The organism is Scandinavium sp., assembly GCF_051650185.1.
Classification (GTDB): domain Bacteria; phylum Pseudomonadota; class Gammaproteobacteria; order Enterobacterales; family Enterobacteriaceae; genus Scandinavium.
The window spans coordinates 16,019-41,316 of the sequence record NZ_JBOFIN010000079.1 but is presented as its reverse complement, the minus strand read 5'-3'; the positions used below and the strand labels follow the sequence as shown (position 1 = coordinate 41,316).

23 protein-coding genes are annotated in these 25,298 nt (G+C 54.9%); 3 read left to right on the top strand and 20 right to left on the bottom strand.

Annotation, left to right across the window (positions count from 1 at the left end):
- Nucleotides 1-6: 6 nt before the first annotated feature.
- The 13 genes from ACRCWW_RS10385 to flhD all read right to left on the bottom strand — a co-directional run bounded on the left by ACRCWW_RS10385 (nucleotide 7) and on the right by flhD (nucleotide 14,370).
- Nucleotides 7-1,608 carry a methyl-accepting chemotaxis protein gene (locus ACRCWW_RS10385; protein ID WP_438682351.1) on the bottom strand — a complete coding sequence of 534 codons (1,602 nt, stop codon included), beginning with the start codon at nucleotides 1,606-1,608 and terminating at the stop codon, nucleotides 7-9.
- A gap of 36 nt (nucleotides 1,609-1,644) precedes the next feature.
- Nucleotides 1,645-3,306: a methyl-accepting chemotaxis protein II gene (gene tar / locus ACRCWW_RS10380; RefSeq protein ID WP_438682350.1), complete on the bottom strand. Its 1,662-nt coding sequence runs from the start codon at nucleotides 3,304-3,306 to the stop codon at nucleotides 1,645-1,647.
- A 76-nt stretch (nucleotides 3,307-3,382) separates the two neighbouring features.
- The gene (locus ACRCWW_RS10375) at nucleotides 3,383-4,351 is read right to left on the bottom strand and encodes a Csu type fimbrial protein (RefSeq protein ID WP_438682386.1); all 969 of its coding nucleotides are present in this window, start codon (nucleotides 4,349-4,351) and stop codon (nucleotides 3,383-3,385) included.
- Between the two features lie 2 nt (nucleotides 4,352-4,353).
- The gene (locus tag ACRCWW_RS10370; protein WP_438682349.1) at nucleotides 4,354-6,741 is read right to left on the bottom strand and encodes a fimbria/pilus outer membrane usher protein; all 2,388 of its coding nucleotides are present in this window, start codon (nucleotides 6,739-6,741) and stop codon (nucleotides 4,354-4,356) included.
- The gene (locus ACRCWW_RS10365) at nucleotides 6,717-7,466 is read right to left on the bottom strand and encodes a fimbrial biogenesis chaperone (protein ID WP_438682348.1); all 750 of its coding nucleotides are present in this window, start codon (nucleotides 7,464-7,466) and stop codon (nucleotides 6,717-6,719) included. The genes ACRCWW_RS10370 and ACRCWW_RS10365 overlap by 25 nt, the downstream gene beginning before the upstream one ends.
- Nucleotides 7,467-7,482: 16 nt before the next feature.
- Complete coding sequence (locus tag ACRCWW_RS10360; protein ID WP_438682347.1) at nucleotides 7,483-8,031, bottom strand: Csu type fimbrial protein; 549 nt, start codon at nucleotides 8,029-8,031, stop codon at nucleotides 7,483-7,485.
- Between the two features lie 8 nt (nucleotides 8,032-8,039).
- Complete coding sequence (locus tag ACRCWW_RS10355) at nucleotides 8,040-8,609, bottom strand: Csu type fimbrial protein (RefSeq protein WP_438682346.1); 570 nt, start codon at nucleotides 8,607-8,609, stop codon at nucleotides 8,040-8,042.
- Nucleotides 8,610-8,951: 342 nt separating this feature from the next.
- Nucleotides 8,952-9,455, bottom strand: a complete 504-nt coding sequence (gene cheW, locus ACRCWW_RS10350; protein WP_438682345.1) for a chemotaxis protein CheW — start codon at nucleotides 9,453-9,455, stop codon at nucleotides 8,952-8,954.
- Nucleotides 9,456-9,476: 21 nt separating this feature from the next.
- Nucleotides 9,477-11,492 (bottom strand): chemotaxis protein CheA, encoded by a 2,016-nt coding sequence (cheA, locus tag ACRCWW_RS10345; protein ID WP_438682344.1) that lies wholly within the window; start codon nucleotides 11,490-11,492, stop codon nucleotides 9,477-9,479.
- Nucleotides 11,493-11,496: 4 nt separating this feature from the next.
- Entirely contained in the window at nucleotides 11,497-12,426 is a 930-nt protein-coding gene (gene motB / locus ACRCWW_RS10340) for a flagellar motor protein MotB (RefSeq protein ID WP_438682343.1), read from the bottom strand.
- On the bottom strand, nucleotides 12,423-13,313 hold the full coding sequence (gene motA / locus ACRCWW_RS10335) for a flagellar motor stator protein MotA (RefSeq protein ID WP_330984383.1): 891 nt from the start codon (nucleotides 13,311-13,313) through the stop codon (nucleotides 12,423-12,425). Before motA ends, motB begins: the two co-directional genes overlap by 4 nt.
- A 125-nt stretch (nucleotides 13,314-13,438) precedes the next feature.
- The gene (gene flhC, locus ACRCWW_RS10330; protein ID WP_404657974.1) at nucleotides 13,439-14,017 is read right to left on the bottom strand and encodes a flagellar transcriptional regulator FlhC; all 579 of its coding nucleotides are present in this window, start codon (nucleotides 14,015-14,017) and stop codon (nucleotides 13,439-13,441) included.
- Nucleotides 14,018-14,019: 2 nt separating this feature from the next.
- Nucleotides 14,020-14,370, bottom strand: a complete 351-nt coding sequence (gene flhD, locus ACRCWW_RS10325; RefSeq protein ID WP_217992672.1) for a flagellar transcriptional regulator FlhD — start codon at nucleotides 14,368-14,370, stop codon at nucleotides 14,020-14,022.
- A 797-nt stretch (nucleotides 14,371-15,167) separates the two neighbouring features.
- Between flhD and uspC the strand changes: the two genes are divergently transcribed.
- On the top strand, nucleotides 15,168-15,596 hold the full coding sequence (gene uspC / locus ACRCWW_RS10320; protein ID WP_438682342.1) for a universal stress protein UspC: 429 nt from the start codon (nucleotides 15,168-15,170) through the stop codon (nucleotides 15,594-15,596).
- A 49-nt stretch (nucleotides 15,597-15,645) separates the two neighbouring features.
- On the opposite strand, the gene otsA is transcribed toward uspC, so the two are convergent.
- The 6 genes from otsA to ACRCWW_RS10290 form a co-directional block, all read right to left on the bottom strand.
- Entirely contained in the window at nucleotides 15,646-17,070 is a 1,425-nt protein-coding gene (gene otsA / locus ACRCWW_RS10315) for an alpha,alpha-trehalose-phosphate synthase (RefSeq protein WP_438682341.1), read from the bottom strand.
- Complete coding sequence (otsB, locus tag ACRCWW_RS10310; protein WP_438682340.1) at nucleotides 17,045-17,842, bottom strand: trehalose-phosphatase; 798 nt, start codon at nucleotides 17,840-17,842, stop codon at nucleotides 17,045-17,047. Before otsB ends, otsA begins: the two co-directional genes overlap by 26 nt.
- Before the next feature lie 162 nt (nucleotides 17,843-18,004).
- Nucleotides 18,005-18,985: an L-arabinose ABC transporter permease AraH gene (araH, locus tag ACRCWW_RS10305; RefSeq protein ID WP_438682339.1), complete on the bottom strand. Its 981-nt coding sequence runs from the start codon at nucleotides 18,983-18,985 to the stop codon at nucleotides 18,005-18,007.
- 21 nt (nucleotides 18,986-19,006) lie between these two features.
- The gene (araG, locus tag ACRCWW_RS10300; protein WP_438682338.1) at nucleotides 19,007-20,521 is read right to left on the bottom strand and encodes an L-arabinose ABC transporter ATP-binding protein AraG; all 1,515 of its coding nucleotides are present in this window, start codon (nucleotides 20,519-20,521) and stop codon (nucleotides 19,007-19,009) included.
- Between the two features lie 136 nt (nucleotides 20,522-20,657).
- Entirely contained in the window at nucleotides 20,658-21,638 is a 981-nt protein-coding gene (locus ACRCWW_RS10295; RefSeq protein ID WP_438682337.1) for an arabinose ABC transporter substrate-binding protein, read from the bottom strand.
- Between the two features lie 284 nt (nucleotides 21,639-21,922).
- Entirely contained in the window at nucleotides 21,923-22,480 is a 558-nt protein-coding gene (locus tag ACRCWW_RS10290) for a DJ-1/PfpI family protein (protein WP_438682336.1), read from the bottom strand.
- Nucleotides 22,481-22,954: 474 nt separating this feature from the next.
- Between ACRCWW_RS10290 and ACRCWW_RS10285 the strand changes: the two genes are divergently transcribed.
- Nucleotides 22,955-23,458 (top strand): non-heme ferritin-like protein, encoded by a 504-nt coding sequence (locus ACRCWW_RS10285; protein WP_438682335.1) that lies wholly within the window; start codon nucleotides 22,955-22,957, stop codon nucleotides 23,456-23,458.
- A 163-nt stretch (nucleotides 23,459-23,621) separates the two neighbouring features.
- On the top strand, nucleotides 23,622-24,965 hold the full coding sequence (locus tag ACRCWW_RS10280; protein WP_438682334.1) for an anaerobic C4-dicarboxylate transporter: 1,344 nt from the start codon (nucleotides 23,622-23,624) through the stop codon (nucleotides 24,963-24,965).
- 41 nt (nucleotides 24,966-25,006) lie between these two features.
- Here ACRCWW_RS10280 and ACRCWW_RS10275 read toward each other — a convergent pair whose 3' ends face one another.
- Nucleotides 25,007-25,255, bottom strand: a complete 249-nt coding sequence (locus ACRCWW_RS10275; protein ID WP_438682333.1) for a DUF2766 family protein — start codon at nucleotides 25,253-25,255, stop codon at nucleotides 25,007-25,009.
- Between the last annotated feature and the right edge of the window lie 43 nt (nucleotides 25,256-25,298).

Here is a 25,298-nt window from a genome sequence, read left to right as displayed (position 1 = left end):
CGTCAATCAGGAAACCACGGCTACCGCCACAGGCGGCACCCCTTCTTGCTTCGGTACTCTTTTCTCTTCCAGCGCAAACTGCGCCACCAGCGTGGTCAGGTTATCGGCCTGCCCCGCCAGTTGTTCTGTGGCCGCCGCCGCTTCTTCCACCAGCGAGGCATTCTGTTGCGTGACCTGGTCCATCTGGCTGACCGCCAGCGCGACCTGTTCGATACCGCGACGCTGTTCATCTGACGCCGAGGCAATTTCACCCATGATGTCGTTAACCTGCGAAACAGAGCGGACGATTTCGTTCATGGTCTGCGCGGCGGTATCCACCAGCGCCGACCCTTCCTGCACGCGGGAAACGGACTCTTCAATCAGGCCTTTAATTTCTTTCGCAGCCTGGGCGCTTCGGCTGGCGAGGTTACGCACTTCACCCGCCACCACCGCAAAGCCACGCCCCTGCTCACCCGCACGCGCGGCTTCCACCGCGGCATTCAGCGCCAGAATGTTGGTCTGGAAGGCGATACCGTCGATCACGCTGATGATGTCGCCAATTTTCTGCGAGCTGCTGGCGATGTCGTGCATGGTGTCAGCGACGTGCGAAGCCTGCTGGCCGCCGCGTTTTGCCGTTTCCGCCGCGCTGCTGGCAAGACCGGAAGCCTGACGCGCGTTGTCAGCGTTCTGCCCGACGGTGGCGGTCAGTTGCTCCATGCTTGCTGCCGTTTCCGCAAGCGAAGCCGCCTGCTGTTCGGTGCGCGAAGAGAGATCGTTATTCCCCGCCGCGATTTCAGAGATACCAGTATGCATGGCGTGGCTGCCCTGACGAACCTGCGTCACCGTATCGCGCAGTGCGCTTTGCATGTTCTTCAGCCCGGCGAAGATGGCGGAGATTTCGTTCCGGCCAAACACCGAGATCGGGCGAGCGAGATTGCCATTAGCAATGCTGTCGAAATGGCTGCTGATGATGCCCAGCGGCTGGACGATCATCCGGCGAGTCCACAGCAATGCGCCGCCTACCAGCACCACCGCCAGAACCACCATCACAATGAAGATGGCTGCTGAACGGTGATAGTTGCTGTCGCCCGCCTCGCGCGCGGTTTCCAGATGTGCACCGATATACTGGATCCAACTGCGCCAACTGCCGTCAAAATTGTCCTGCGCCTGCTGTACCGGCGCGGTCATAAAGTCAGAAAGCTGGTTGCTTTCAAGCCAGGTCATCTGATGCTCCAGCGCCCCGTGCCAGTCGGCATAGCGTTTCTGTGTCTGCTCCTTCAGGGCCTGCGCGCTGCTGTCTGCCACCGGGAAGGCGACAAACTCAGCGAACTCTTTGTCCGCCTGCTTCAGGCTTTGATGCGCGGTAGTAAGCAGCGCTTTAATCTCTTCCGGCGGATAGCTCAGCGCCGTCAGCGTCCCGGCTTTATTCAGTGAACTGCTGGCCTGTAGCAACACCACACGAGCGTCGCCGAGGCTGTTCAGCAGCAGATTTCCTTGCTCTACCTGACCCAGAGTTTGCTGTCCATCGCGAAAGGCCATAAAGGACAAACCGTTACTGCCAATTTGCAACAGGCCACACACCACCAGAATCAGACATAAGGTGGTCGAGATACGAATACGATTGAACATCACCACTCCCGTCATGCGGCAACGTGCCGCGTAAAGTTAAAAAGTTTCCCAGTTATCATCCGTTCCGACAGCAGCAGCACGCGGACGCAACGGCGCGGCGCTGGCTTCATGAACGCTGGTTTTTTTAGCCACAACAGAGTTGTTTACGGTCGCAATGCGGAACGTCGAGACGGCGCGGGTCAGGCTGCTGGATTGTTCTTCCAGCGCGGCGGCGGCAGCCGCAGACTGCTGAACCAGTGCGGCGTTTTGCTGGGTGACGCGATCCATTTCGGACACCGCCAGCGCAACCTGATCGATACCGCGACTTTGCTCATCGGAAGCGGATGAAATCTCGCCCATGATGTCAGTGACACGCGTAACCGCGTTAACGATGTCGCTCATGGTTTCGCCTGCGCTTTCCACCAGCACCGAGCCGGTGTCGACTTTCGCCACGGAATCTTCAATCAGACCTTTGATCTCTTTCGCAGCCTGAGCGCTACGGCTGGCAAGATTACGCACTTCCCCGGCGACCACGGCAAAGCCACGGCCCTGTTCCCCGGCGCGAGCCGCTTCAACGGCCGCATTCAGTGCCAGAATGTTGGTCTGGAAGGCAATGCCATCGATAACGCCAGTGATGTCAGAGATTTTCTGCGAGCTGGCGGCGATGTCGTGCATGGTTTTCACCACGCCATCCACCACTTTGCCGCCGCGCTGGGCGGTTTCTGAAGCGCTTAGCGCCAGCTGTGAAGCCTGACGAGCGTTCTCGGCATTCTGTTTCACCGTGGCGGTGAGTTCTTCCATGCTGGCAGCGGTTTGCTCCAGCGCAGAAGCCTGCTCTTCGGTGCGGGAAGAGAGATCGTTATTCCCGATAGCGATTTCACTGGTGCCGGAATAAATAGCATCCGAGCCAAGACGGACACGCGTGACAGTGTCGATAAGCGACTGCTGCATGTGACCTACTGTGCCAGCCAGTTCTGCAATCTCGTTGCGCCCGGACACGTTCATCGTCTGAGTCAAATCCCCGTCGGCAATTTGACGCAGGTGCGCCATCACTTTAGCCAGAGGATTAAGCAGGATTTGGCGAATGCCGTACCACGCAGCGGCAAGGATCAGCACCAGCACCACGGCAATCACCCCAAGCTGCCACTGAGCAAAGCGATAGTCATGAGTACTGGTCACGAAGGCGTGCTGATAGAGCTTTTCGCTCTCTTCGGCATAGCGGTTCAGCGCCTCACCCAGCCCATTTTGCATGCCCTGTGTCGCCTGGGCGAAATAGGCATCCATGTTGCCGCTTTGCAGGAAGCCAGTCAGCTCCGTCAACCCGGCGAAGTATTTCTGGTAGCTGGCGTCAACGCTTTCACTCACCGCGCTAAGCTCCGGTGGCGTTTGCATTTGCGAAAACGCGGCGTAGTGCTTCGCCGCTTCTGCCAGCGAGAGTTTGGCATTGTTCAGCAGATCCGCTTTGGCGCTGCTTTGTTGGTTGCTGGCATCCATCATCATGCGGGCAGATGAACGGCTGAGGTTGATGCGCGTTTGCAGCATCAGCTCCCAGGTTTTGCTCAGCTCGGTCTGCTGGGTGCGCAGTTCATTAGAGAGGGCGAAACTTTGCTGGTTTTGTTTTAACGACGAGAAAAGAAAGCCACCGGACAGCAGCTGAAGCAGTGCGAAGACGACCAGCACTAACATCAACAGGGTGACAACGCGCAGACGGTTCAACATACAACACCTTTTCATTAACGTGATAGCGGTGTTATCGGCACGTTGGCGGGGAACTTTACGTTAAGTCACCTTTTCATCAGAAGGCGATATCGACGATCAGCGTATCGGTGTAGCTCCCCGCAGGCGGCGTGTTCTGCCCTGTCAGCACTTTGGCTGTGTAGTTGTAAGTACTGACCGTGCCATTGGCACTGACTGAACTGGCGGCACTGCTGGCCCAGCGATCGGTGCCGGTTGGCCCCCAACGCGCAGAAGTGCTGCCTTTATAGATGTCGTAGCTCATGGCATTGCTGCCGCTGACCATATTGCGCACCGAGCCACTGCCCGCATTCACCCCATTATTGATGCCGACGGTATAAACGCTGCCTTTGGTGCAGGTGATGGCGACGGACTGCGAAACGGTGGGGAAATTGCTGACCAGCGGCGCGCTGCCAAAATTCACGTCCGGCGCGCTAATCGTGATGCAGTCGTTAGTGACCGTCATGGTTAATACGGTGGTGACTGCCGTGGTGCCCGTTTGTGGGGTACCCAGACAGATCCCGACCAGACCCGTGGGGCAAACGCTGTAGCTCACATTCATTGTGACGGACACCTGATACGGCCCGGCACTGACACTCTGCCCGGCAACCGTACGGAAATAGACCGGCAGGGTGTAGCTCTTCGAGCCTAATAAACTGAGCAGCGTGCTTCCGCTCCAGGTGTAGCTTTGGCTGATGGGGGTTTCCGTGCTGTTCGAACAGGAGGAGGTGCCACACACCCGAACAGGAATGGCATCCGTTACCGTTAAGTTGTCAGTACGTTTCAACGCCGGACGCGTCCCGCTGGTCGCGGTGGCACTTTGCACGGTCATCGAGACGGTGTCATTGGTCAGCAGATTTAAAATAGCGTCACAGGTGACCACCAGATTTACGGAGGTCTGCTGCTCGGTGCTGTTCACGGTGAAGGAAGAGAGCGAGCCAAACCCGCCGTTAGCAATAGTCACGGTACAAGCCGCCTGCAACGGCAAACTGACAAGCCACAACGCCAACAGCAACCCTAAACGGCGGATCATCATTTCACCTCCCGGCAAAGCAACGGCCCATAAGTCTGCAACTTATGGACTGGATTGGCGCGGATCGTTAACGTGGTACGGCACCGTTTACCGTCCGGGGTCGTCACCGTCAACGGGTTCACACTGGAGAGATTTTCAAGCCAGGCAATACCGTCATAGCCCACCGGTGAATCAGGCAGCCCTAGACGTGAAACCACGCTTGCCACCGGCAGCGGTTTGTCCTGTTCATCATGCAGGACAACGCTGGCAACGCGCTCCTGTTCCATAGGAAATTCAAGCAGATAGCCGCTGTTACGCCGTAACGCCACCCGCTGTTCTGTCTGTTTAAGCTGCGTGTCGGCAGGAAGATCCAGCGCGTTGATGCTGTAATTGGCCGGATACCAGGCCGACACGCCGCTTATCAGCAAATAGCCTTTGTCATTGGTACTGCCAATCGGCTGGTGTTCATAGCTGACGGGCACTTCAGGCTGCCCGTCGGTGCTGACCACCACAAAGGCATCGTTGATTTTGTTGGCCGCAAAGAGTTGCCCGTCCATCAACACCAGCGAGCCCATCGCCTCTCCCCACCAGGTCATCGCATCCTGTTCGCCATAGCCGCCGCCCTGCAATTCGATATTGTTATTACGCCAGCCAAGCGTGGCCTGCTGGTAGTTGCTGGTCTGCGACTGACGCGCCCACGCCATGTTCCAGCTGAAACCGCCGTCGGAGGGCATGGTGTGGTTGTAGTTAATGCGCTGAGTGCTGCCCAAATCAGGCGTATTTTCAGTGGTGACCGCCACGCTGTCGCGATCGCCAATCGGAATTTGCAGCGACAGCGCCACCGTCCAGTCATCACGTTGCTGATCGCGGCTGGCGGCAAGATAAATACTGCTGGCGCCCCATAAACTGCGGCTCCACGACAGGTTCAGCAGCTCGGTTTTCTGACTGTCGAAACTCTTCACCCCAATCCACGCCGCGCCGAGGTTGCCGTAGTCGCCCATGTTCAGCGACAGCGAATACTGGTCACTGCTCTGGCTCAGGCTGGCGATGGGGTTATTTTGGTCATCGTACAGGCGCGGTTGATCGTAAAGCGCCAGGTTGCCAAAGGTTTTGTCACGGTGAGTATGCTGGGTGACGAAGCTAAAAATGCCGGTGCTGTACTGATAGCCCCAGTTGAGCTGCTGCCCGCCCTCGCCGTACATCTGACTGTGGGTGTAGCTGCCGTTAACGATCCCGAATTGCCCAAGCTTCACCAGCGCCCCTGCTCCGCCAAGCGCCAGCGACTCAGCGCCTTCCGCATGCCCTTCCAGCGTCAGATAATCATTGACCCCATAGCGGTAAGTGCCGCTGCCCACCGCCGGGCCGTAGTCGAAGTTCTCGATGCCATAATTGCGACGAAGGGCGCCGAAGGTTGCTGCACCGTCACTGAGCCCCGGTTTGAGCATTTCACTGGCGACATAAAAGGGCAGCGTCGTGCTGACCTGCCGCCCGAGCGCATCGGTGGTGACCAGCACCGCATTCCCTGCCCCGTTGATATACGGCAAGTTGGTCAGCGTGAACGGGCCGGGTTGCAGCTGAGTGGACCCCGCGCGATAGCCATCAATAAATAAATCCACCGACGTGGGTACCGCTGCATCACCGGAAAAGGTCGGCAGCGGCCAGGTGACTAAATCCGGCCTCACCGAAAAATCACGCCCGAATCGCACCCCGCCGACCCGGACGCTGTTGCTCCAGCTCAGCACATCGCTGATGGTGTCGCCGAAATTCCATTCTGTTGCCGAGTCGTCGTCGGTGTAGCTGAGCGTGGTGTCATAGCGAATGTAGCCGTCATCCAGCTGATCGCCGCCGCTAAGACTCTGGCGCACATAGCCTGTGGAGGAGAGTGAGTTTTTGCCACTGAAAAAGCGAAGCTCATGCCAGAGCGCGGCCTGCCCGGCCCCGTGCTCTGTCTGGCTGGTGTAGAAATCGTAATTGAACAGCGCACCGCTGCCCGCCTGCGGAACGGCACGTTGGGTGCCATTCTGAAACATGGCCTCTTTTGCGGCAAACCAGTCCGGCGGCACCGTCAGCAACAAGCGCTGCCCGTTGCCGTCATACTCGGTTTTAATCGCCTCAATCGAGGAAAGATCCACTTCCCCGACAGGCAGTTTTGCCGCCGGGAGCCCTGCACTTTGCAAATCTGCGCTGGCGATATACCAGCGGCCGTCGCGCTGAGTCACGGGCACCACCTTCTGCGTATCGTAGTGGTTGATAACCAGCCCAAGCTGGTACACCGACTGTTTCTGAATCGCGTTCGCATCCGGCGGCGGCGGCAGAAGATCGTCCCCAGGCTCTGCACGACAAAGCCCTGAACCGGAAAGCAGCAGGCACATGGCAATTTTCGTTAGTTGCCCGCGGCGGACTGCCATTTCGCGTCCTGTGCATTGACGGTGGCGCTAAGCTCTGTGGGGTGCGTAACGCCCGCCGGGAGCGCCCAGATTCGGGTTTGCCCTGGCAGCACATAGCCGAGCAACCCCGGTGCCACTTCCCGCTCGCTGCTGCCCTGTCGAACCGACACGTTGCTCAGGCGAACATGGACAAGGTCGCGATTACGCACTTCAATGGCGGGTTTTCCGTCGAGAGAGGTGACACGCCAGCTGAGATTGTTTGGGCTCACCAGCACGTGGTTTTCACCTTCCGTCACTACCGGCATGCCCTGCCCGTAAACGAACAGCGGGATGGAGTAGCGCATCTGTAACTTCAGTCCGATTTGCGGCTTGCTGGTATCGGTCGGCTGTGGAATTTCATCGACAATAATGCGGTAAGCCTGCTCTTTGCTCTGCGGCACGGCGGCTTGCTTAATCAAACGGATAAGCTGCTTGCCGCCTTTATCGATCCGCAAAATGGGCGGGCTGGCCACCACGTCCTGCTGTTGCTGATAGCGCTCAAAGCCGCTTTCCTGCTGCCAGCGCACGATGCGAACCTGCATGGTGGTGGCGGTGGTTCCCTGATTTTCAATCCACAGTTCGGTGGCGTTTTTGTCCGCCGTCAGAATGGGATCGATAGGCCAGATAAGCACCGTCGCGGCGCTGTGAGCCTGCGGTGCAAGGCATAAGGCGCAGAATAAGGTCTGAGGCAGCCACCTTACATTCATGCTGTTTCTCCCTGTCTTACCATGACAACGTCACAGTGAGTTGATCGCTATAGGTTCCCGCCGGGCTGAACCCGGTCAGTTGCGCTGCGCCAAAAATTGTCAGCGCGATATTGTTGCTGTTGCTGTAGGCCACGGAGACGCTCTGGTTGACGCCAATTTCACTGTTCGCCGCCAGCGAACTGCTGCTGTACAGGCGATACGGCACTCTGTCCGTTCCGCCTGAGCGCTGCATGTTGCGCACCGTGGTGTAATTCTGCCCGCCGTTGATGCTCATGCTTAGCGCCACACCAGGCGTACAGGCCAACAAGAGCGACGCATTCGGCACAAACTGGGTGCTCACCTGCCCCGTTTTTACCCCGCTGTAGCTGCCAAAATTCAGCGTCCCCATCGCCCCGCCGCTGCCTGTCGCCACCGAACAGCCTGGCGTAATGGTGGCATTCACCTTGAATGACTGGGTGGTGACCGTCAGCGCCTGCACCGTTGTGCTGAACAGCAACGCAACGGGGATCAAAAGGCGTAGCCAGCCCCGGGCTTCCCGCAGGAAGCCTGATGCACCCGGAGTCATAAGGGGTGTTAGTACGTGACGCTGACGTTGATTGTGTCGGTATACGTGCCCGGCACCACGGTGACGCTGTTGCCACCGCCCGAAATTCGGCCATACAGCGTGTAGTTATCGACCCCGCCGGTGGTGGAGGCAATCGGCAGTGGCGCGCCATTGGCCACGACATTGCTGTAGCCGCTGTCGCTGTAGAGGCTGTATGCCACCCCTTGCGCCGCGTTAGTGGTGTTAATCAGATAGCGTGCGGGCGTACCTGGCGTACCTATCACCGTGCCGGGTGCCGTGCTGTTGGCGTTACCGGTTATCTGCACCGTGTAGCTGCTGGTTGTACATTGCACGCTAAAGCTGTTGCCGCCGCTGGCGCCGGTAAGCTGTGTGGTCAGCTGCGAGAAGGTCGCGGGATGCGTACCAAAATCCAGAGTACCGAAATTGATCCCACTTTGGGTTGGCTGCCCGTTGATCAGACACCCGTTAGTGAGCGTGAGGGTCGCAGCTATCGTCCCGCTGCTGGTCACCGCCTGCGCGCCTGATGACACCAGGGCCAGCAAACTTCCTGTAGCGATAAGAAGACGTATTTTGTTCATCGGTCGTCTCCAGAGTCAGAGTCCTGACGCTTTATTGTTTTGCGTCAGAAGGTTATCAGGCCCCGGCGCGGGTGCCTTATCTGAAATTTAGTTCAGGAGATTTCATTCAACCAACTCAGGGCGATAATTTAAGCCTTTTTCGCTATTTACATAAAAGTGATTATTTATCAGTAAATTGAAAGCAAAGCGGCAGGATAAAATGACACACTGCAAAGAATATATTGCTTTCATTGTGATCTTAATCACATATCGCAAAGTGGGACATATTAGTGGGGCTAATCAGCAATTAAGGAAGGGTAAATATGAAGACAAATTCCCCCTGCACTCACAGGGGGAAATCCGTTACGCCACGCTGACAGCCGCGCTGTCGAGCAGCGACATCTCTTCGCTGTTGAGCAGTTTTTCGATGTTCACCAGAATCAGCATACGTTCACCGAGCGCACCCAGGCCGGTCAGGTATTCGGTGGACAGCGTGACCGCAAATTCTGGCGCCGGGCGAATCTGTTCAGCGGCCAGTGAAAGCACATCAGAAACGCCATCGACCACAATTCCCACCACGCGCTGGCTGAGATTGAGCACGATAACCACGGTGTTGTCATTGTACTCGACGTCTTCCTGGCTAAACTTCACGCGCAGGTCGACAATCGGCACGATCACGCCGCGCAGGTTGGTCACACCTTTGATGAATGACGGCGTGTTGGCGATGCGCGTCACCTGGTCGTAACCACGGATCTCCTGCACTTTCAGGATATCAATGCCGTACTCTTCATTCCCCAACGTGAAGACCAGAAACTCCTGGCCCGAGGGTTCGCCCGCCAGTTTTGCTACATTCGTCATACCGGTCATTTTTTTCCCTTCTTCTTGCAATCAGGCGGCGGTGTGCGCCACACGTTGTTCACGATTCAAACCCTGCAACGCCTGGACATCGACAATCAGCGCGACGCTGCCATCTCCGAGGATGGTCGCGGCAGAGATGCCCGGCACTTTGCGGTAGTTGCTTTCCAGATTTTTAACGACGACCTGATGCTGGCCGATCAGCTGATCCACCAGCAGCGCGTAGCGTCGGCCTGCACTTTGCAGGATCACCACGATGCCCTGAGTGGCTTCAGTTTTCGCCCCCTGAACATCAAACACTTTCCACAGTTCCACCAGCGGCAGGTATTCGCCGCGCACTTCCAGTACGCGCTCGCCACCCGCCAGAGGATGCAAATCTTCTTCGCGCGGTTGCAGTGATTCCATGACCGCATTCAGCGGCAGAATGAAGACTTCGCCGCTTACCTTGACGGACATGCCATCCAGAATCGCCAGCGTCAGCGGCAGCAGAATACGAATGGTGGTGCCTGCGCCCTGCTTCGATTTGATTTCGACGTGGCCGCCCATCTCCTGGATGTTACGTTTCACCACGTCCATGCCAACACCGCGTCCGGAAACGTCGGTCACTTGTTCCGCCGTGGAGAAGCCCGGCGCGAAAATCAGCATCCCGACTTCTTCATCCGTCATGTTTTCGTTGACCGCCATGCCTTGCGAAAGGGCTTTCGCCAGTATGCGATCGCGATTCAAGCCAGCGCCATCGTCGGTGACTTCAATGCAGATATTGCCGCCCTGATGCTCAGCGGAGAGGATCAGGTTGCCGACCGCAGATTTCCCGGCGGCCAGGCGGTTTTCTGGCGATTCGATACCGTGGTCGAGGCTGTTACGCACCAGGTGCGTTAACGGGTCGATGATGCGTTCAATCAGGCTCTTATCGAGCTCGGTGGAGCTGCCCATCAGCGTCAGTTCGACCTGTTTGTTGAGCTTGCCGGCCAGGTCGCGCACCAGCCGCGGGAAGCGGCTGAACACGTACTCCATCGGCATCATTCGAATCGACATCACCGACTCTTGCAGATCCCGGGCGTTACGCTCCAGCTGGCCCATGCTGGTGATCAGGTCACCGTGCTCGACCGGGTCGAGTTCGTTGGAGCGCTGCGCCAGCATCGATTGAGTGATCACCAGTTCACCGACCAGGTTGATCAGCTGATCGACCTTCTCAACGGCGACACGAATACTGGTGGATTCACTCACCTTCGCCGGTTTTTCACGTTCAACGCGCGGCGAGGCAACAGTCTCTTTTGGCACGGCTTTCAACACCGGTGCTGCTGGGGTTTCCACCACCGCAGGCGCTGCCGCTGTCCCGGCGACGGCCGTTGAGGCGGTTTCAAACGCGATTTGATCGGCTTCGATGACAAAGCACAGCACCGCCACGATATCATCCTGCGAGACGGCACCATCAAGACTGGCGCTGAGAGAATCAGCGGTTTTCACCACCTGGCTGATTTGCGCCAGGTTGCTTAATTCTTCCTGCAGCATGTCCGGCTCACCGGCTTTCAGCCTTGAGAGCACAATGCGCAGCTGCCCTTCGGCGGCGACAGGTGCAACGGCGTCGTCTTCCGCTTCGTCGCTTTCGACCACCGTCAGTTTTGCCCCAGCCGCAGCGGGAGCCAGTGCTTCGCCTTTCGCTTCGAGCGCCAGCTGGCGCAGGGCGTGACAGATGTATTCAAAGCTGGCAGCATCCGGCTCCTGCGAGCTTTTATAGGCATCGAGCTGTTCCTGCATAATGTCTTTCGTTTCCAAAAACAGGTTGATAATGTCGGTATTGAGCTGCATCTCACCGCGCCGTGCTTCGTCCAGCAGGTTTTCCATCAGGTGCGTGGTTTCCTGCAAAACGCTAAAGCCAAAGGTGCCTGCGCCGCCCTTGATGGAGTGTGCGGCACGAAAGATGGCGTTCAGTTGCTCTGAGTCAGGGGCTTCCGGTACCAGATCCAGCAGGTGCTGCTCCATATCCGCCAACAATTCGTCGGCTTCATCAAAAAACGTCTGATAAAAATCGCTGATATCCATACTCACGCTCTCACCTCTGATCGGATTGTGGCGATCCAGTACTGACCGGGTTCGGCAGTGCGCCCGGCTGCTGTAATACGCTTAAAGGTTCGTTCTGACTTTCGGCGTTCTCGTTGAGGATCGCCGCTTCGGACTGGTGATTGAGCACCAGCAAACTAATCCGGCGGTTGATGGCATCATCGCCGCCGTGCGCCTGGAGTTTCATGGTGTTTGCCATGCCCACCACGCGGATCACTTTTCCGTCATCAAGCCCACCGGCAACCAGTTCCCGACGCGAGGCGTTGGCGCGATCGGCGGAAAGCTCCCAGTTGCTGTACCCTTTGTCGCCGTTGGCGTACGGGTAGTCGTCGGTGTGCCCGGACAGGCTGATTTTGTTCGGCACTTCGTTCAGAATCGGCGCAATGGCGCGCAGGATGTCGCGCATGTACGACTCCACTTCCGCGCTGCCGGTTTTGAACATCGGCCGGTTCTGGCTATCGATAATCTGAATACGCAGCCCTTCCTGCACCAGATCGATTTTCAGGTACTGACGCAGAGCTTTTAATTTCGGGTCGGATTCAATCAGCTGGTCCAGATCGCCGCGCACTTTCTTCAGGCGATTCTGCTCCATGCGTTTTTTCAGCTCATCGATGTTCGGTTCTTTTTTCACTTCGCCCTGGCGCTGGGTGTAGTCATCTCCCCCACCGGGAATCGGGCTTTCGCTTTCTGAGATACGCGAGCCCCCGGTGACGGCTGTCGCCAGCGGCGTACGGAAGTATTCGGCTATCTGGATAAGCTCTTTCGGGCTGGAGATGGAGATAAGCCACATCACCAGAAAGAAGGCCATCATCGCGGTCATAAAATCGGCGTAAGCAATTTTCCACGAGCCGTGCGCGCCCCCGCCGTGACTTTTATGCTTGCGCCGCCTGACGACGACGATTGGGTGAGACTGATTTTTCATGCGTCCTCAGTCGTCGTCTGCTGTGCGGTTGGGTTACGGACGGCACGCACGTGCTCTTCCAGTTCGATGAACGAAGGACGCTCGCTGGAGTAAAGCGTTTTACGGCCAAATTCCACCGCGATTGGCGGCGCATAGCCGTTCAGATTCGACAACAGCGTGATTTTGACGCACTGCATCATCTTGGTGGTTTCCGCGCTTTTTTGACGCAGCACGGTCGCCAGCGGCGAGATAAATCCATAAGCCAGCAGAATACCGAGGAACGTGCCGACCATCGCGTGGGCAATCATCGCCCCTAACTCTGCGGCTGGACGATCCGCTGAACCCAGTGCGTGAACCACGCCCATAACCGCAGCAACAATCCCGAAGGCCGGGAGCGAATCGCCCACCATCGCCAGGCTGTTGGCTGGCACTTCACATTCGCTTTCGTGGGTTTCGATCTCTTCGTCCATCAGCGCTTCGATTTCGAAGGTATTCATGTTGCCGCTGATGATGAGGCGCAGATAATCGACGATAAACTCCAGCATCACTTTGTCCGCCAGAATGCGCGGGTAGCTGGCAAAGATTTCGCTTTCGGTCGGGTTTTCGATGTCACGCTCCAGCGAGAACATGCCTTGCTGACGGGACTTGGCCATCAGGCGATACAGCAGTGCCAGCAGATCCATGTACATCGATTTGGTGTATTTTGAACGGCGAAACAGTAACGGCAGCGCTTTCAGCGTGCCCTTGATGGCCTTCCCGTTGTTGCCAACGATAAACGCCCCTATCCCCGCGCCGCCAATGATAATCAGTTCAGCAGGCTGATAGAGTGCCCCAAGGTGTCCGCCGGTGATTGCATAACCGCCGAAAACTGTACCAAGAACAACCAGGTAACCTAATAAGATAAGCACGACATCATCCTTCCGCTATTGATAAGCCCGGGACGAACGACAGAGCATTTCACCTAAGCGGCGGCAAAAAAAAAGCAGCGGACCTGCGTCCGCTGCTGGAGTGTTTTGCCACACCTGAATCTCGGTTAAACAGCTTGCTCTATCTGTTCATCCAGCAGTTGTGGTGTTATATCGGCACCTTCGCCGGAAAGTTTACGTCTTTTTACGGCTCGTGATGGCGGCTGGCAGAGACTGCACACAAAGCTCCCCACGGGTTGGTGAGCATGGGTAATGAAATTGCCACCACAGCTGTTGCAACCGCTGAGTTCAAGCATGCCGCTCTCGACAAATCGCACCAGCGTCCACGCACGGGTCAGCGCCAGAATCGGCCCATCTTCCTGCTGCGGACACTGCTCGAGATACAGACGGTAAGCTTTAATCACCGCATCAACGCCAGTACATAACCCCGTTTTCAGCAGATACTGCCAGGCATTACAGAACATGGAGGAGTGAATGTTCTGTTCCCAGGTCATAAACCAGTCGGTTGAGAACGGCAGCATGCCTTTCGGCGGCGGGCTGCCGCGAAGCTCTTTGTACAACTTGATGAGGCGGCCGCGACTGAGTTGCGTTTCGCTTTCGAGCATCTGCAGACGCGCGCCAAGCGTGATCAATTCCATTGCCAGTTGTATGTCGCGGGCTTCCTGAACAATGCTTTTTTCGCTCATGATCAGGCCCTTTTCTTCCGTGCAGAGCCGTCTGCGAGGCTGGCTTCCTTCAGTAAGCGGGTCGAGAGCAGAATACCGGTATGAATTTGCTGCAGATCGTCAACGCGCGACTCCTGAGTGAGTCGGGTGATGGTCTGGTGGCTGTCGAAGCGGAACTGGCAGACCAACTGGTTGGTCTCCGCTAATTTAACCATTTGAGGCAGTGTCAGTTCGCCAAGCGTGGTGGCCATCTCTTCGTTGATGCCGAGACGGAACATAGCAGAGGCTTTGTCCTGACTAATCAAACGCTGTGCAAGTAATAAATAGGACAAATTAATGTCATAGATATGCTTTAGCAACTCGGATGTATGCATTTTTCCCATCCCGAATAACCAACCATTATTTTATGCGGTAACACCCGCACCCCGTGATGTCGCCGGGAAAAAACCCGGTAAAAAAAAGAAACGGCCAAATGCATAGTTGACTTAGGTGTTGCATCCCTGCGCACTGCAAGGTCATCTGCACGAGTGTGAGGATAAGCCTGCAATTTTAAACAATTCTTACAATTGACTAAGATTTTTCCTAATTCGACGCAACTCTACTCGCCAGTTCTGACACATACAACGTGGCTTTACCGTAAATTTGAAAATTATGTGATAGATATCACATAATTTAGGTGAATGATAACACTAAATCCATCAGTTACAATTGTGAGTTGTTGGTTTTTCATTCAATTACACCGCTTTTCTATTCCTGGCTTTTGAATAAACACCCTGAACACATTTTGTTGCTTCTTTTTTAGTCAGGGAAAATTGCCGTCCCGTTTGCGATATAAAACCGACCATAACGCCTGAAAGACGATAAAAAGTTAGCCTTGTAAAACAGACAGTTATCCATTCAGTTTTTTATGATGATTACACAGAGTAACAATTTCAATTTATTTAGTTTTAATGTGAAATAGGTTGCAAATTTATTATTTAATTTTTGAATTTAAGATAAGTGCGTAAAAATTCAGTAAAACAGGCTGTCAAGGGATATTCGTCACATAAGAATAATTAATGAATATTCGAAGAAACTCACATTTCCGGCTCATGGCCCCTCTTGCAGCCGATGCCGAAACGGAGTAATACCAGGACATGGGCGTTTTTTCGTCGAACAGGAAGGAGGCAGGATGACCTACTCACATTTGCTGGTGGCTGTTGCACCGACACCGGAAAGTCGAAAGCTCGTCAGTAAGGCCGTGTCTATTGCGCGCCCGATCAATGCGCGCATCAGTCTCATCACCTCCTCTGCTGACCCGGAGATGTATAACCAGTTCGCGGCGCCAATGCTCGAAAACCTGCGTGAAGTCATGCAGGAAGAAACCCGCCAGTTCCTCAATGACTTAATCGCGCACGCCGATTACCCGGTCACCCACACACGTATCGCCTGCGGTGAATTAAGCGAGCACATCAAAGAGTTCTGCCAGAAGCAGCAGGTCGACCTGGTTATCTGCGGGAATCACAACCAAAGCTTTTTCTCACGCGCAACCTGTGCGGCGAAAAATGTGGTCGGCAACAGCGGAGTGGACGTTCTGCTGGTCACGCTCGAAAACGAGTAACCGAATGAAAAAGTGCCCGGTATCCCTCACCGGGCGCACCTCTCGTTTATCACGCCAGTTTTGGAAAAGCCGCGACTTTATTCTGCAATCGACTCTCATCACTGCGCGGCGTTATCTGCTTTAGATCGTCAATAAACCGCGCCTGCCAGTGATAAATATCATTCTGCTTAATCACCTCCAGCATCTCGGCATGCCGTGATATACGCTCGGCCAGAGGCATGGTCAATGCCCTGTCCAGCGCGGCGGCGACCTCATCGCGGTCATAAGGATTGACGATCAATGCTGACGTGAGTTCGTTTGCCGCCCCGGCAAATTGCGATAGCACCAGCACGCCAGGATTGGCTGGATCTTGTGCAGCAACATACTCTTTCGCCACCAGATTCATCCCGTCTCGCAGCGGCGTCACCAGACCCACATCAGAGTAACGGAAGACTTTCATCAGCAGCTTTCGGTCAAAGTGCTGATTGAGGTAATAGAGCGGTGTCCAGCCAAGCTGACCGTATTGGCCGTTAATTCTGCCTGCGGCGTTTTCCAGCTGATGACGGATGTCCTGATAGGCCTGCACATCACCGCGCGAGGTCGGCGCAATCTGGGTATAGCGAATTTTGCCGTGGTGCTGTGGGTACTTCTCCAGCAGCGCCTCATAAGCCTGAAACCGTTCCGGCAGCCCTTTCGAGTAGTCCAGACGTTCCACGGAGAAGATGTTCTGCACGCTTTTCAGCTCCGCTTTCAGCTGCGCCAGTTTTGGTGGCAGTGGGCCTTCGGCCTGACGGGCGATTTCATCCGGATCGATGCCAATAGGATAAACGGCTGTACGGAACGTTCTTCCCCATGCATTATGCGTTTTGCTGCCGCGGCTGGTCAGACGCGTCTGGCTGGAGACGCAATCAAGAAAAGCCAGCCTGTCGTTCTCGGTCTGGAAGCCCAGCAGGTCGTAATCGCAAAGCTGTTCCAGCAGTTCAGCATGGGTCGGCAGGGCGTTAAACACCTCCGGCGTCGGAAACGGAATATGTAAGAAGAAGCCAATGCGATTGTTTATGTCGCGTTTGCGCAGCTCACTGGCAAACGGCAACAAATGGTAGTCATGCACCCAGAGCGTGTCGTCGGGTTTGACCAGCGGCAACAGTTTCTCTGCAAGGGTTGCATTTACGCGCAAATACCCTTCCCACGCTTCACGCTGGAAGTTCACCAGATCCAGACGATAGTGAAACGCAGGCCACAGCACGGCGTTGGAGAACTGGTTGTAATAGAGATCGTGATCTTTCTCTTCAAGGTTAAACGACGCCCAGGTGATATTGCCCTTCGTCACCTTCTTCAACGGCTTGTCTTCATCACCCGTCTCACCACTCCAGCCAAACCACAGTCCGCCTGCGGCCTTAAGCGCTCCCAGTACACCGACTGCCAGCCCGCCTGCGCTGGTTTTCTTATCATCAGGCGGCGCAATACGATTAGATACTACGACTAAGCGACTCATAGCCATCTCTCCTGTCTGTTAGCGCGGTTTTGTCTTGTTGTACGAGTTGTTGCAGCCACGAATGGGTATCCGCCACGCGAGCTAATCGCCAGTGGGCGAGCGTTTCCCCCGGCCCGACTTTTACTGACACGCCACCCGCCTTGTTCACCACTTCAAAGCCAGCTTCGTCGGTCAGGTCATCGCCGATAAAAACAGGGATCCGTCCACGGAAGGGCTCTTCTTGCAGAAAGGCCGCTATGGCTGCACCTTTATGAATTCCGGCCGGTTTTATCTCTACCACACATTTACCCGGCTGCACGGCCAGCCCGTCGAAACGAGCAACAGCCTGTTCGGCCAGCTGTTCGATAGCCTGCTGATGCTGAGGGGCCTGGCGATAATGCAGCGCGAAGGCCATGCCCTTGTTTTCCAGCTCACAGCCTGTCAGACCTGACATCGAGTCAACCAGCCATAGATGAAGCGCCCCGGCGAGCGTCTCAGGCAGGGTGACAATATGATCCTGACCCTTGATATCACGGCGTTCAGCTCCATGGACTCCCGCTTGCGGGAATCGGTACGGAGCGGCGAGCGCGTCAAGCTCAGCCATTGAGCGCCCTGAGATCAAGGCCAGTGCCCCACTCTGCTGCTGCGCTAGCTGATGCAGCGCCGCTCGGGTAGGTTCGGGGATGGATACCTGATCGGGATGGGGTTTGAGCTCGGCAAGCGTGCCATCCAAATCAAAGAAAAAAGCGTAATTTCCGCGCAAAACCGGCGGAGCGGTTAACGGGTCTGTCACCCTGTCTACCTCCTGACATTGACTCAATTTCAGCTAATGTTAATCAAACGTTAGCAGTGTAAGTATAGACAGTGTGACCGGGCTCGCCATTTTAAACGGAAAACGCCAGCGGAATTCGGCGCTGGCGTTGGGTTGGGATTACACTTAAAAGTTGGGGATAAATCAGGCCATGCGCTTCGCTTTTTGTTTGTAACGGTCGAAGATCACCGCCGCGAGGAGTATCAAACCACGCACCACATACTGCGAGAACGGCGAGATATTCAGCAGGTTCATGGCATTTTCCACGGTGCCGAGGATCAGGATCCCCGCGACCACGTAGGAAATCTTGCCGATACCGCCCTTAAGCGACACGCCGCCCAACACACAGGCCGAAATCACAATCAGCTCATAGCCAATCGACGTCATCGGCTGGCCGCTGGTCATACGCGAAGCCAGGATTATCCCTGCCGCCGCAGACACCAGCCCCGACAGCACGAAGATAATGATTTTGGTTCGTACCACCGGCACACCCGCCAGTCTTGCCGCTTCTTCATTGCCGCCAATTGCCAGCGTATTACGCCCAAAAGTCGTTTTGTTGAGCAGCAGGCCGAAGAGGATCAAACAGCCAACCGTCAGCCAGATAGGCGCTGGCAAACCCAGCCAGTTAGCGTAGCCCAGCGTGAAGAAACGCTCGTCTTCAATCCCGACCGCTTTACCGTCAGAGATGATATACGCCAGCCCGCGCACAATTTGCATCGTTGCCAGCGTGGTAATGAGCGCGTTAATTTTCAAACGGGCGATGACGAATCCGTTAATTAACCCACTCACCGCGCCAAGCAGCAGCCCGGCAAAGACACCTAACCACAGGCTTTCAGAGACGTTAATGACTACCGCCGTGGTGACGCCCGCACAGGCAATCACCGAGGCGACGGACAGGTCAAAATCGCCCGAAGCGAGGCAAAACAGCATGCCGCAGGCGACCATGCCGGACATTGAAATGGCGAGGCCAAGCCCCTTCATATTGATAAAACTGGCAAAGTTAGGCACAAAAATGGCGCAGACAATAAACAGGACGGCAAACACCACCAGCATGCCGTACTGATCCCAGATGCGTCCCAGGCTGAACGAATTCCGGCGCACGCCGGGCGTTGTGACAGATGACATGGTTCTCTCCTTCTCAGGCTATCAGGCGACGGCCTGGGTTGTTTTCGGCATCGCCAGGCTTAACGCCTGTTGTTCATTGGCGCTCTGGTGCATCAGTTCCCCGGCGATTTCGCCTTCGCGCATCACCAGGATGCGGTCAGCCACACCGAGCACTTCGGGTAAATCGCTTGAGGCAAACAGCACGGCCACACCGGATGCTGCGAGCGCATAAATGACGTTATAGATTTCGTGCTTAGCGCCGACATCAATGCCGCGCGTCGGTTCGTCCAGCAAAATGACTTTCATCGCCTCAGACAGCCAGCGCCCGAGAATCGCTTTTTGCTGGTTGCCGCCGGAGAGATTCATGATCAGCTGTTCCGCTCCAGGCGTTTTGATATTCAGCGATTGAATGTGGTGCTGCGCATTGCGAGCTTCCCACTCATTGTTGATAAGCCACCCGGCATGAATGTGTTTGCGGCGAGCGCTGATGTTGATGTTGTCCCGCACCGAGTGAACCGGAATGATGCCATCGGCTTTGCGATCTTCCGGGCATAACATCATCCCTGCGCGAATGGCGTGCGCCGGTTTCTGAATGTTCACCTGCTGTCCGTCGATAAACACCTCGCCCTCGGTGATCCGGGTGCCACCGAACAAGCCTTTCATTAATTCACTTCGACCCGCTCCCACCAGACCGAACAGGCCGACGATTTCACCGCTTTTGACGCTCAGGCTGACAGGCTGGCGAACGCCTGGCGCTTTGACGTTATTGAGGCGTAACCTTTCGGCCCCGTATTCACGAGGCTGCCAGCCGTAAATATCACCAATCTCACGCCCCACCATCGCCTGTACCAGTTGGTCGTGATTAACCTGCTGCATGTCGTCGAACGTGCAAACGTAGCGACCATCTTTGAACACGGTGATCGCATCGCTAAGCGCAAAAATTTCCTCCATGCGGTGCGAGACATAAATGATGACGCGCCCTTCTTTACGCAGTTCACGGATGACGCGGAACAGATTCTCGATTTCACGCGCCGACAGCGAACTGGTCGGTTCGTCAAACGCAATCACTTTGGCATTACGGGCAAGCGCTTTGGCAATTTCCACCATCTGCCACTGCCCGATGGAGAGATACTTCAGCGGCGTTTGCGGATCGATATCCAGCCCAAGGTGCTGCAGCTGCAGCCCGGCTTCATAGTTGAGCAACGAGCGATTGACGATCCCACCTTTATGCGGCAACTGGCCGAGATAGATGTTTTCCGCCACCGTCATTTCCGGCACCAGATGCAGCTCCTGATAAATGATGGCAACCCCGGCGTTCAGTGCGGCCGTCGTATCCGGAAAACTCACTTCTTCGCCGCGCAATGCCAGCGTGCCAGCGGTTGGGGTGTAATTACCGCTCAGGATTTTCAGCAGCGTGGATTTTCCGGCACCGTTTTCCCCCATCAGCGCATGCACCTGCCCGGCATAACAGTCGAAGCTGATGTCGGTCAGGGCTTTCACGCCGGGGAAGGTTTTGCTGATGCCGCGAAATGAGAGATAAGGTTGTGACTGTTGCATATGCACTCCAGAGAACGCGAATTCACTTCTACACGTCTTTTTTGTCGGGTGGCGCTTCGCTTACCCGACTTACAAAGTCAAAAGATGGCGCCAGTCCGTAGGCCCGGTAAGCGTCAGCGCCACCGGGCAATTCAAATCACAGCCCTTTCTTCGCCAGCTCGGCTTTGAAGTTATCGCGGGTAATCAGCACCACATCGGTCACCGCGGTGAATTTCGGTGGCTCAGCGTCTTTCTGCACCCAGTTGTAAAGCATTTCACTGGTCTTATAGCCGTGAACATCCGGGCTCGGCAGCAGTGACCCATAGAAACCGGTCGCCTGAGCTTTAGACAGCTCATTCACTGCATCCACGCCGTTGATGCCAATCCCGATAACATCAGCCGCTTTGAAGCCCTGCCCTTCAATGGCACGCACGCCGCCGAGCACGGTGTTGTCGTTCATGCCCAGCACGAGCCAGTGTTTCACCCCAGGGTGTTGCACCAGCAGCGAGTTACCGGCATCAAATGCGCCAGGGATATCATTGGATTTGGTCGGTACTTTGTAGATTTGCGCTTCAGGGAAGCCCGCTTTTTTCAGCGCGTCCATGGAACCAGTCGTGCGGCGGCGCGCGGTATCAAGCTCATCCGCAGTAATCGCCATGACGCCGGTATCTTTCACATCCCAGCCGCGTTTCTGCATTTCTTTGTACAGCTCATCACCCTGACGTGCGCCGATTTCGCTGGCCGCCATCATCACCAGCGGCACAGTGTCCATGGGTTTGCCTTTGGCATTAACGAACTGATCGTCCACGGTGATGACTTTCATGTCATAGCTGCGGGCTTTCGCCATGATGGCGGGCCCGAGTTTAGGATCTGGCGTGCAGATAACGAAGCCCTTGGCCCCGTTTGCCGCCAGGCTGTCGATGGCATTCAGGGTTTTCTCGCCATCCGGCACGGCGATTTTAATGACGTCAAAACCGAGATCTTTGCCTGCTTTATCGGCGAAACGCCATTCAGTCTGGAACCACGGTTCTTCTGGCTGCTTGACCAGAAAACCCAGTTTCATGGTTTCAGCGATAGCCGATTGTGACATAACCGCGGCCAGGCCGACGGCCGCCAGCGCTTTAGTGAATTTGTGCATGGTTAACTCCAGCTTTAATGTTCTTTTTCGTAGGGGAAATTCAAACTAATTTTATTTATCAGCAGTAAAACAATGCATTAGCGGTTTCGCTATGGAGAGCAGTTACGCTGAGACATTAATAGCGGGAAATTAATTATCCATAGGAGAGCGCCATCACACCGCAGAATTACAGTTATCGCGTGCATATATTTAGCGGGAAATGACATAAATAAAGGGCGAGTTGTCAGACAATTCACCCAGGGGTTAGCAGAATAATCTATATCAACAGCCAGTGAATCCTTATCTCACCAACGATAATAAATATGTTCGGCGTGTTCACGAACCGGAGCTTCGTCACCCAATAATCGGGCGGCGACGGTAAAGGCAAAATCAAACACATGACCCAACCCTTTACCGCTGATCAAATTGCCGTCTTCCACCACGGGCGCATCCACATACTCGCCATCGCGAACGTCCTGCCAGAGATCGCCGGAGCACACATAACGACGTCCTTTCAGCAAATCATTGCCGCCCAGCACGCGTGCCGCAGCAGAACAGACAGGACAAATCAATTTTCCCGCAGCATCGTGGGTAGCAACAAAATCGATAACCGCGGGAACAGCAGCAAGATTCACGCTGCCTTGCGGCCCGCCGGGCAGGACGACGGCGTCGTAAAGTGCGCCGCTACGTTCCGTAAGGGTGCAATCTGCCACCATGGGAATATTGTGATAGCTGGTGACACCGCGAGATTCCGCGCAGGAGAGAGTCTCTACTTCCAGATTCAGCCGGCGCAGAATGTCGATAGTGACAATGGCTTCCCCTTCTTCAAATCCAGGTGCCAACAGCACCGCGACCTTTTTCATTTATTCCTCCTTAAAATCAAATTTTTTGAGCTTCTGTTTTTTTAAGCATTCCGATAAAAGATGATCTACTGCAATTTAAGCCCGAATTAACATTACTGGTAATAGCATTAATGACATCAACAAATAACCCTTTTCCGACCATTAATATTATTGAATGCTAGCGAGATCGCAGTTTTCCCACTAAAAAGCGTAATGCAAGTTACTTAAACATCATACTGTTCAGGCGGTTTTTCCTCGTCAAATCATCTCTAAATTCGAGTTAATTCAGCGATCATGTAACGAACCGTAAATAATAACAGCCAGGAGTTTTCTTATAGAAAAACCAGGCGTATTCTTTAAACGGTCAGGACAGTGAATATCGTAGTGACCATCCATAAGTGTGAATGCTGAATAGCGCAAGCTTCTGTCGTCGTGTGAACGGATGTTCTGCGGTAATCAGCAGAGTTCGTTTCTTCAGGATATAAGGATATTACTATGGCAGTTCCAGGAATGGTTCAAAAGCTCAACACCCAGATGAATCTTGAGTTCTGTGCTTCCAATTTGTACCTGCGTCTGAGCGAATGGTGTTCCGAACATAAACTGACGGGGACCGCCACGTTTTTGCGCTCCCAGGCTCAGGCTAACGTCACCCAAATGATGCGCATGTTTGATTTCATGAAAAAAGCAGGTGCTTATCCGGTCGTAAAAGCCTCACAGCCCATTGATGAACATTGCGTCACCCTTGAAGATCTGTTTTTGCAAACGCTGGAAGAACATCACCAGCGCAGCAGTACCCTTTCGGCACTAACCCGTGAGGCGAAAGCGATGCAGGACGACACCACCCTGCGTTTTTTAAACGCCCTGGAAAAAGAACAACACCAGGACGGCATTCTGTTGCAAACCATCCTTGATGAAGTCCGCAGTGCCCATAAAGCGGGGCTCTGTATGCATCAAACCGACCAGCATCTGCTCAACGTCGTTAACCAGCAACAGCACTAACCTCCTCAGGGCGACGAGCGTCGCCCACATCGCCTTCCAGTTGTTAACAAAATGTACTCAACAGTTTGTTTTTACAGCTTTTTGTAAATCCGATCTGCCTCTCAGTGAATACCATTATGAAATGTAATGATTTTCCTTTCTTTATGGATGAGACAGGTGAGTCATGATTACGCTTGAGTTTGTTGTCATTATTTTGTGCCTGCTGGCAGGAACCCGGTTTGGCGGGATGGGTCTTGGGCTTATCAGCGGTATCGGTTTATTTATCCTCTGTTTTGTTTTCGGCCTGGAGCCCGGAAAACCGCCAGTGGATGTCATGTTAACTATTCTGGCGGTGATCGGCTGTGCGGCCACGCTGCAAACGGCAGGCGGCCTGAACGTGATGATGCAATGCGCGGAAAAGCTGCTGCGTAAGCATCCTCAGCACATCACCCTGCTCGCCCCGTTCACCACCTGGACGCTGACGTTTCTGTGCGGCACCGGGCATGTGGTGTACACCATGTTTCCAATCATCGCCGATATCGCGCTGAAAAAAGGCATCCGCCCGGAACGCCCGATGGCCGTCGCCTCCATTGCGTCTCAGATGGCGATTACCGCTTCGCCCGTTTCCGTCGCGGTGGTGTCGCTGGTATCGATTTTAGGCGCTCAACATGGCATCGGACACGGATGGAGCATTCTGGAGATCCTCGCAATTTCTGTGCCTGCATCGCTGTTTGGTGTGGCCATTGCCGCGCTGTGGAGTTTGCGTCGCGGTAAAGATCTGGCTGATGACCCGGAGTTTCAGGCAAAAATCAGTGACCCTAAGCAAAAGGAATTTATCTACGGCAGCAGCGAAACTCTGCTCGACCAGCGTTTTAATAAAGAAGCGTATTGGTCGACCTGGATTTTCTTCGCCGGGATCTTATTCGTGGTGCTGCTGGGCGCCTTCCCGGGGTTACGCCCTGCCTTTGAGGTGAAAGGCAAACTGGCACCGCTGTCGATGAACCTGGTGATTCAGATGATGATGCTGATTGCCGGGGCGGTAATGCTGGTCGCCTGTAAAGTCAACGCCGCCAGTATTTCCGGTGGTGCGGTGTTTAAAGCTGGGATGGTGGCTATCTTCTCTGTTTTCGGCGTGGCGTGGATGAGCGATACCTTTTTCCAGTCGCACCTACCTGAGCTCAAAATGGCGCTGGAAGGCGTGCTGAAAAGCCATCCGTGGACCTATGCGATTGTGCTGTTTCTGGTTTCAAAGCTGGTGAACAGCCAGGCCGCTGCGCTCACCGCCGTGGCGCCGATGGGCCTGATGCTGGGCGTAGAGCCGAAAATGCTGATTGCCTTCTTTCCTGCCGCCTACGGCTATTTTGTGTTGCCAACCTATCCCAGCGATTTAGCCTGCATTGGCTTTGATCGCTCCGGCACCACGCGCATCGGTAAATTCATCATCAACCACAGCTTTATTATTCCAGGTCTGATTGGCGTGAGCTGCGCCTGTGTCGCCAGCTATCTGCTGGTTGAAGCGTTCTTCTGAACCCCCGAAATAAAAAACGGCGCTGAGTGCGCCGTTTTTTATTAGTGCGTACCGCCTTCCTGCGGAGTGAACTTCAGTTCAATCAGCGCAATGGCTTTTTGCACTGCTCGCATGGTCACCGGATCGGCACCCGCTGCGCTGAAGTCGATAGCTCGCAGCTGATTCGCCATTTTTTCACGGACTTCAACCGGGGCGATAACATCAATAACATCAAGAAGTTGCTTAATAACGAGCTGGCATGCGACAACGTCGGAGACCAGCTCATCGTTTTCAGTCAGATTTTGGGACATGATTTACTCCTGTTTTCCAGGCCGCAATAGTACCCGATTTAGG

Bases quoted from the DNA above. Each gene is read 5' to 3' on its own strand.
- araH (WP_438682339.1), bottom strand. From the start codon at position 18,985: ATGTCATCTGTCACAACGCCCGGCGTGCGCCGGAATTCGTTCAGCCTG.
- cheW (WP_438682345.1), bottom strand. From the start codon at position 9,455: ATGACCGGTATGACGAATGTAGCAAAACTGGCGGGCGAACCCTCGGGC.
- ACRCWW_RS10355 (WP_438682346.1), bottom strand. From the start codon at position 8,609: ATGAACAAAATACGTCTTCTTATCGCTACAGGAAGTTTGCTGGCCCTG.
- tar (WP_438682350.1), bottom strand. From the start codon at position 3,306: ATGTTGAACCGTCTGCGCGTTGTCACCCTGTTGATGTTAGTGCTGGTC.
- otsA (WP_438682341.1), bottom strand. From the start codon at position 17,070: ATGAGTCGCTTAGTCGTAGTATCTAATCGTATTGCGCCGCCTGATGAT.
- ACRCWW_RS10280 (WP_438682334.1), top strand. From the start codon at position 23,622: ATGATTACGCTTGAGTTTGTTGTCATTATTTTGTGCCTGCTGGCAGGA.
- flhD (WP_217992672.1), bottom strand. From the start codon at position 14,370: ATGCATACATCCGAGTTGCTAAAGCATATCTATGACATTAATTTGTCC.
- ACRCWW_RS10290 (WP_438682336.1), bottom strand. From the start codon at position 22,480: ATGAAAAAGGTCGCGGTGCTGTTGGCACCTGGATTTGAAGAAGGGGAA.
- ACRCWW_RS10275 (WP_438682333.1), bottom strand. From the start codon at position 25,255: ATGTCCCAAAATCTGACTGAAAACGATGAGCTGGTCTCCGACGTTGTC.
- motB (WP_438682343.1), bottom strand. From the start codon at position 12,426: ATGAAAAATCAGTCTCACCCAATCGTCGTCGTCAGGCGGCGCAAGCAT.
- ACRCWW_RS10285 (WP_438682335.1), top strand. From the start codon at position 22,955: ATGGCAGTTCCAGGAATGGTTCAAAAGCTCAACACCCAGATGAATCTT.
- flhC (WP_404657974.1), bottom strand. From the start codon at position 14,017: ATGAGCGAAAAAAGCATTGTTCAGGAAGCCCGCGACATACAACTGGCA.
- ACRCWW_RS10295 (WP_438682337.1), bottom strand. From the start codon at position 21,638: ATGCACAAATTCACTAAAGCGCTGGCGGCCGTCGGCCTGGCCGCGGTT.
- ACRCWW_RS10360 (WP_438682347.1), bottom strand. From the start codon at position 8,031: ATGACTCCGGGTGCATCAGGCTTCCTGCGGGAAGCCCGGGGCTGGCTA.
- uspC (WP_438682342.1), top strand. From the start codon at position 15,168: ATGACCTACTCACATTTGCTGGTGGCTGTTGCACCGACACCGGAAAGT.
- ACRCWW_RS10370 (WP_438682349.1), bottom strand. From the start codon at position 6,741: ATGGCAGTCCGCCGCGGGCAACTAACGAAAATTGCCATGTGCCTGCTG.
- araG (WP_438682338.1), bottom strand. From the start codon at position 20,521: ATGCAACAGTCACAACCTTATCTCTCATTTCGCGGCATCAGCAAAACC.
- ACRCWW_RS10365 (WP_438682348.1), bottom strand. From the start codon at position 7,466: ATGAATGTAAGGTGGCTGCCTCAGACCTTATTCTGCGCCTTATGCCTT.
- ACRCWW_RS10385 (WP_438682351.1), bottom strand. From the start codon at position 1,608: ATGTTCAATCGTATTCGTATCTCGACCACCTTATGTCTGATTCTGGTG.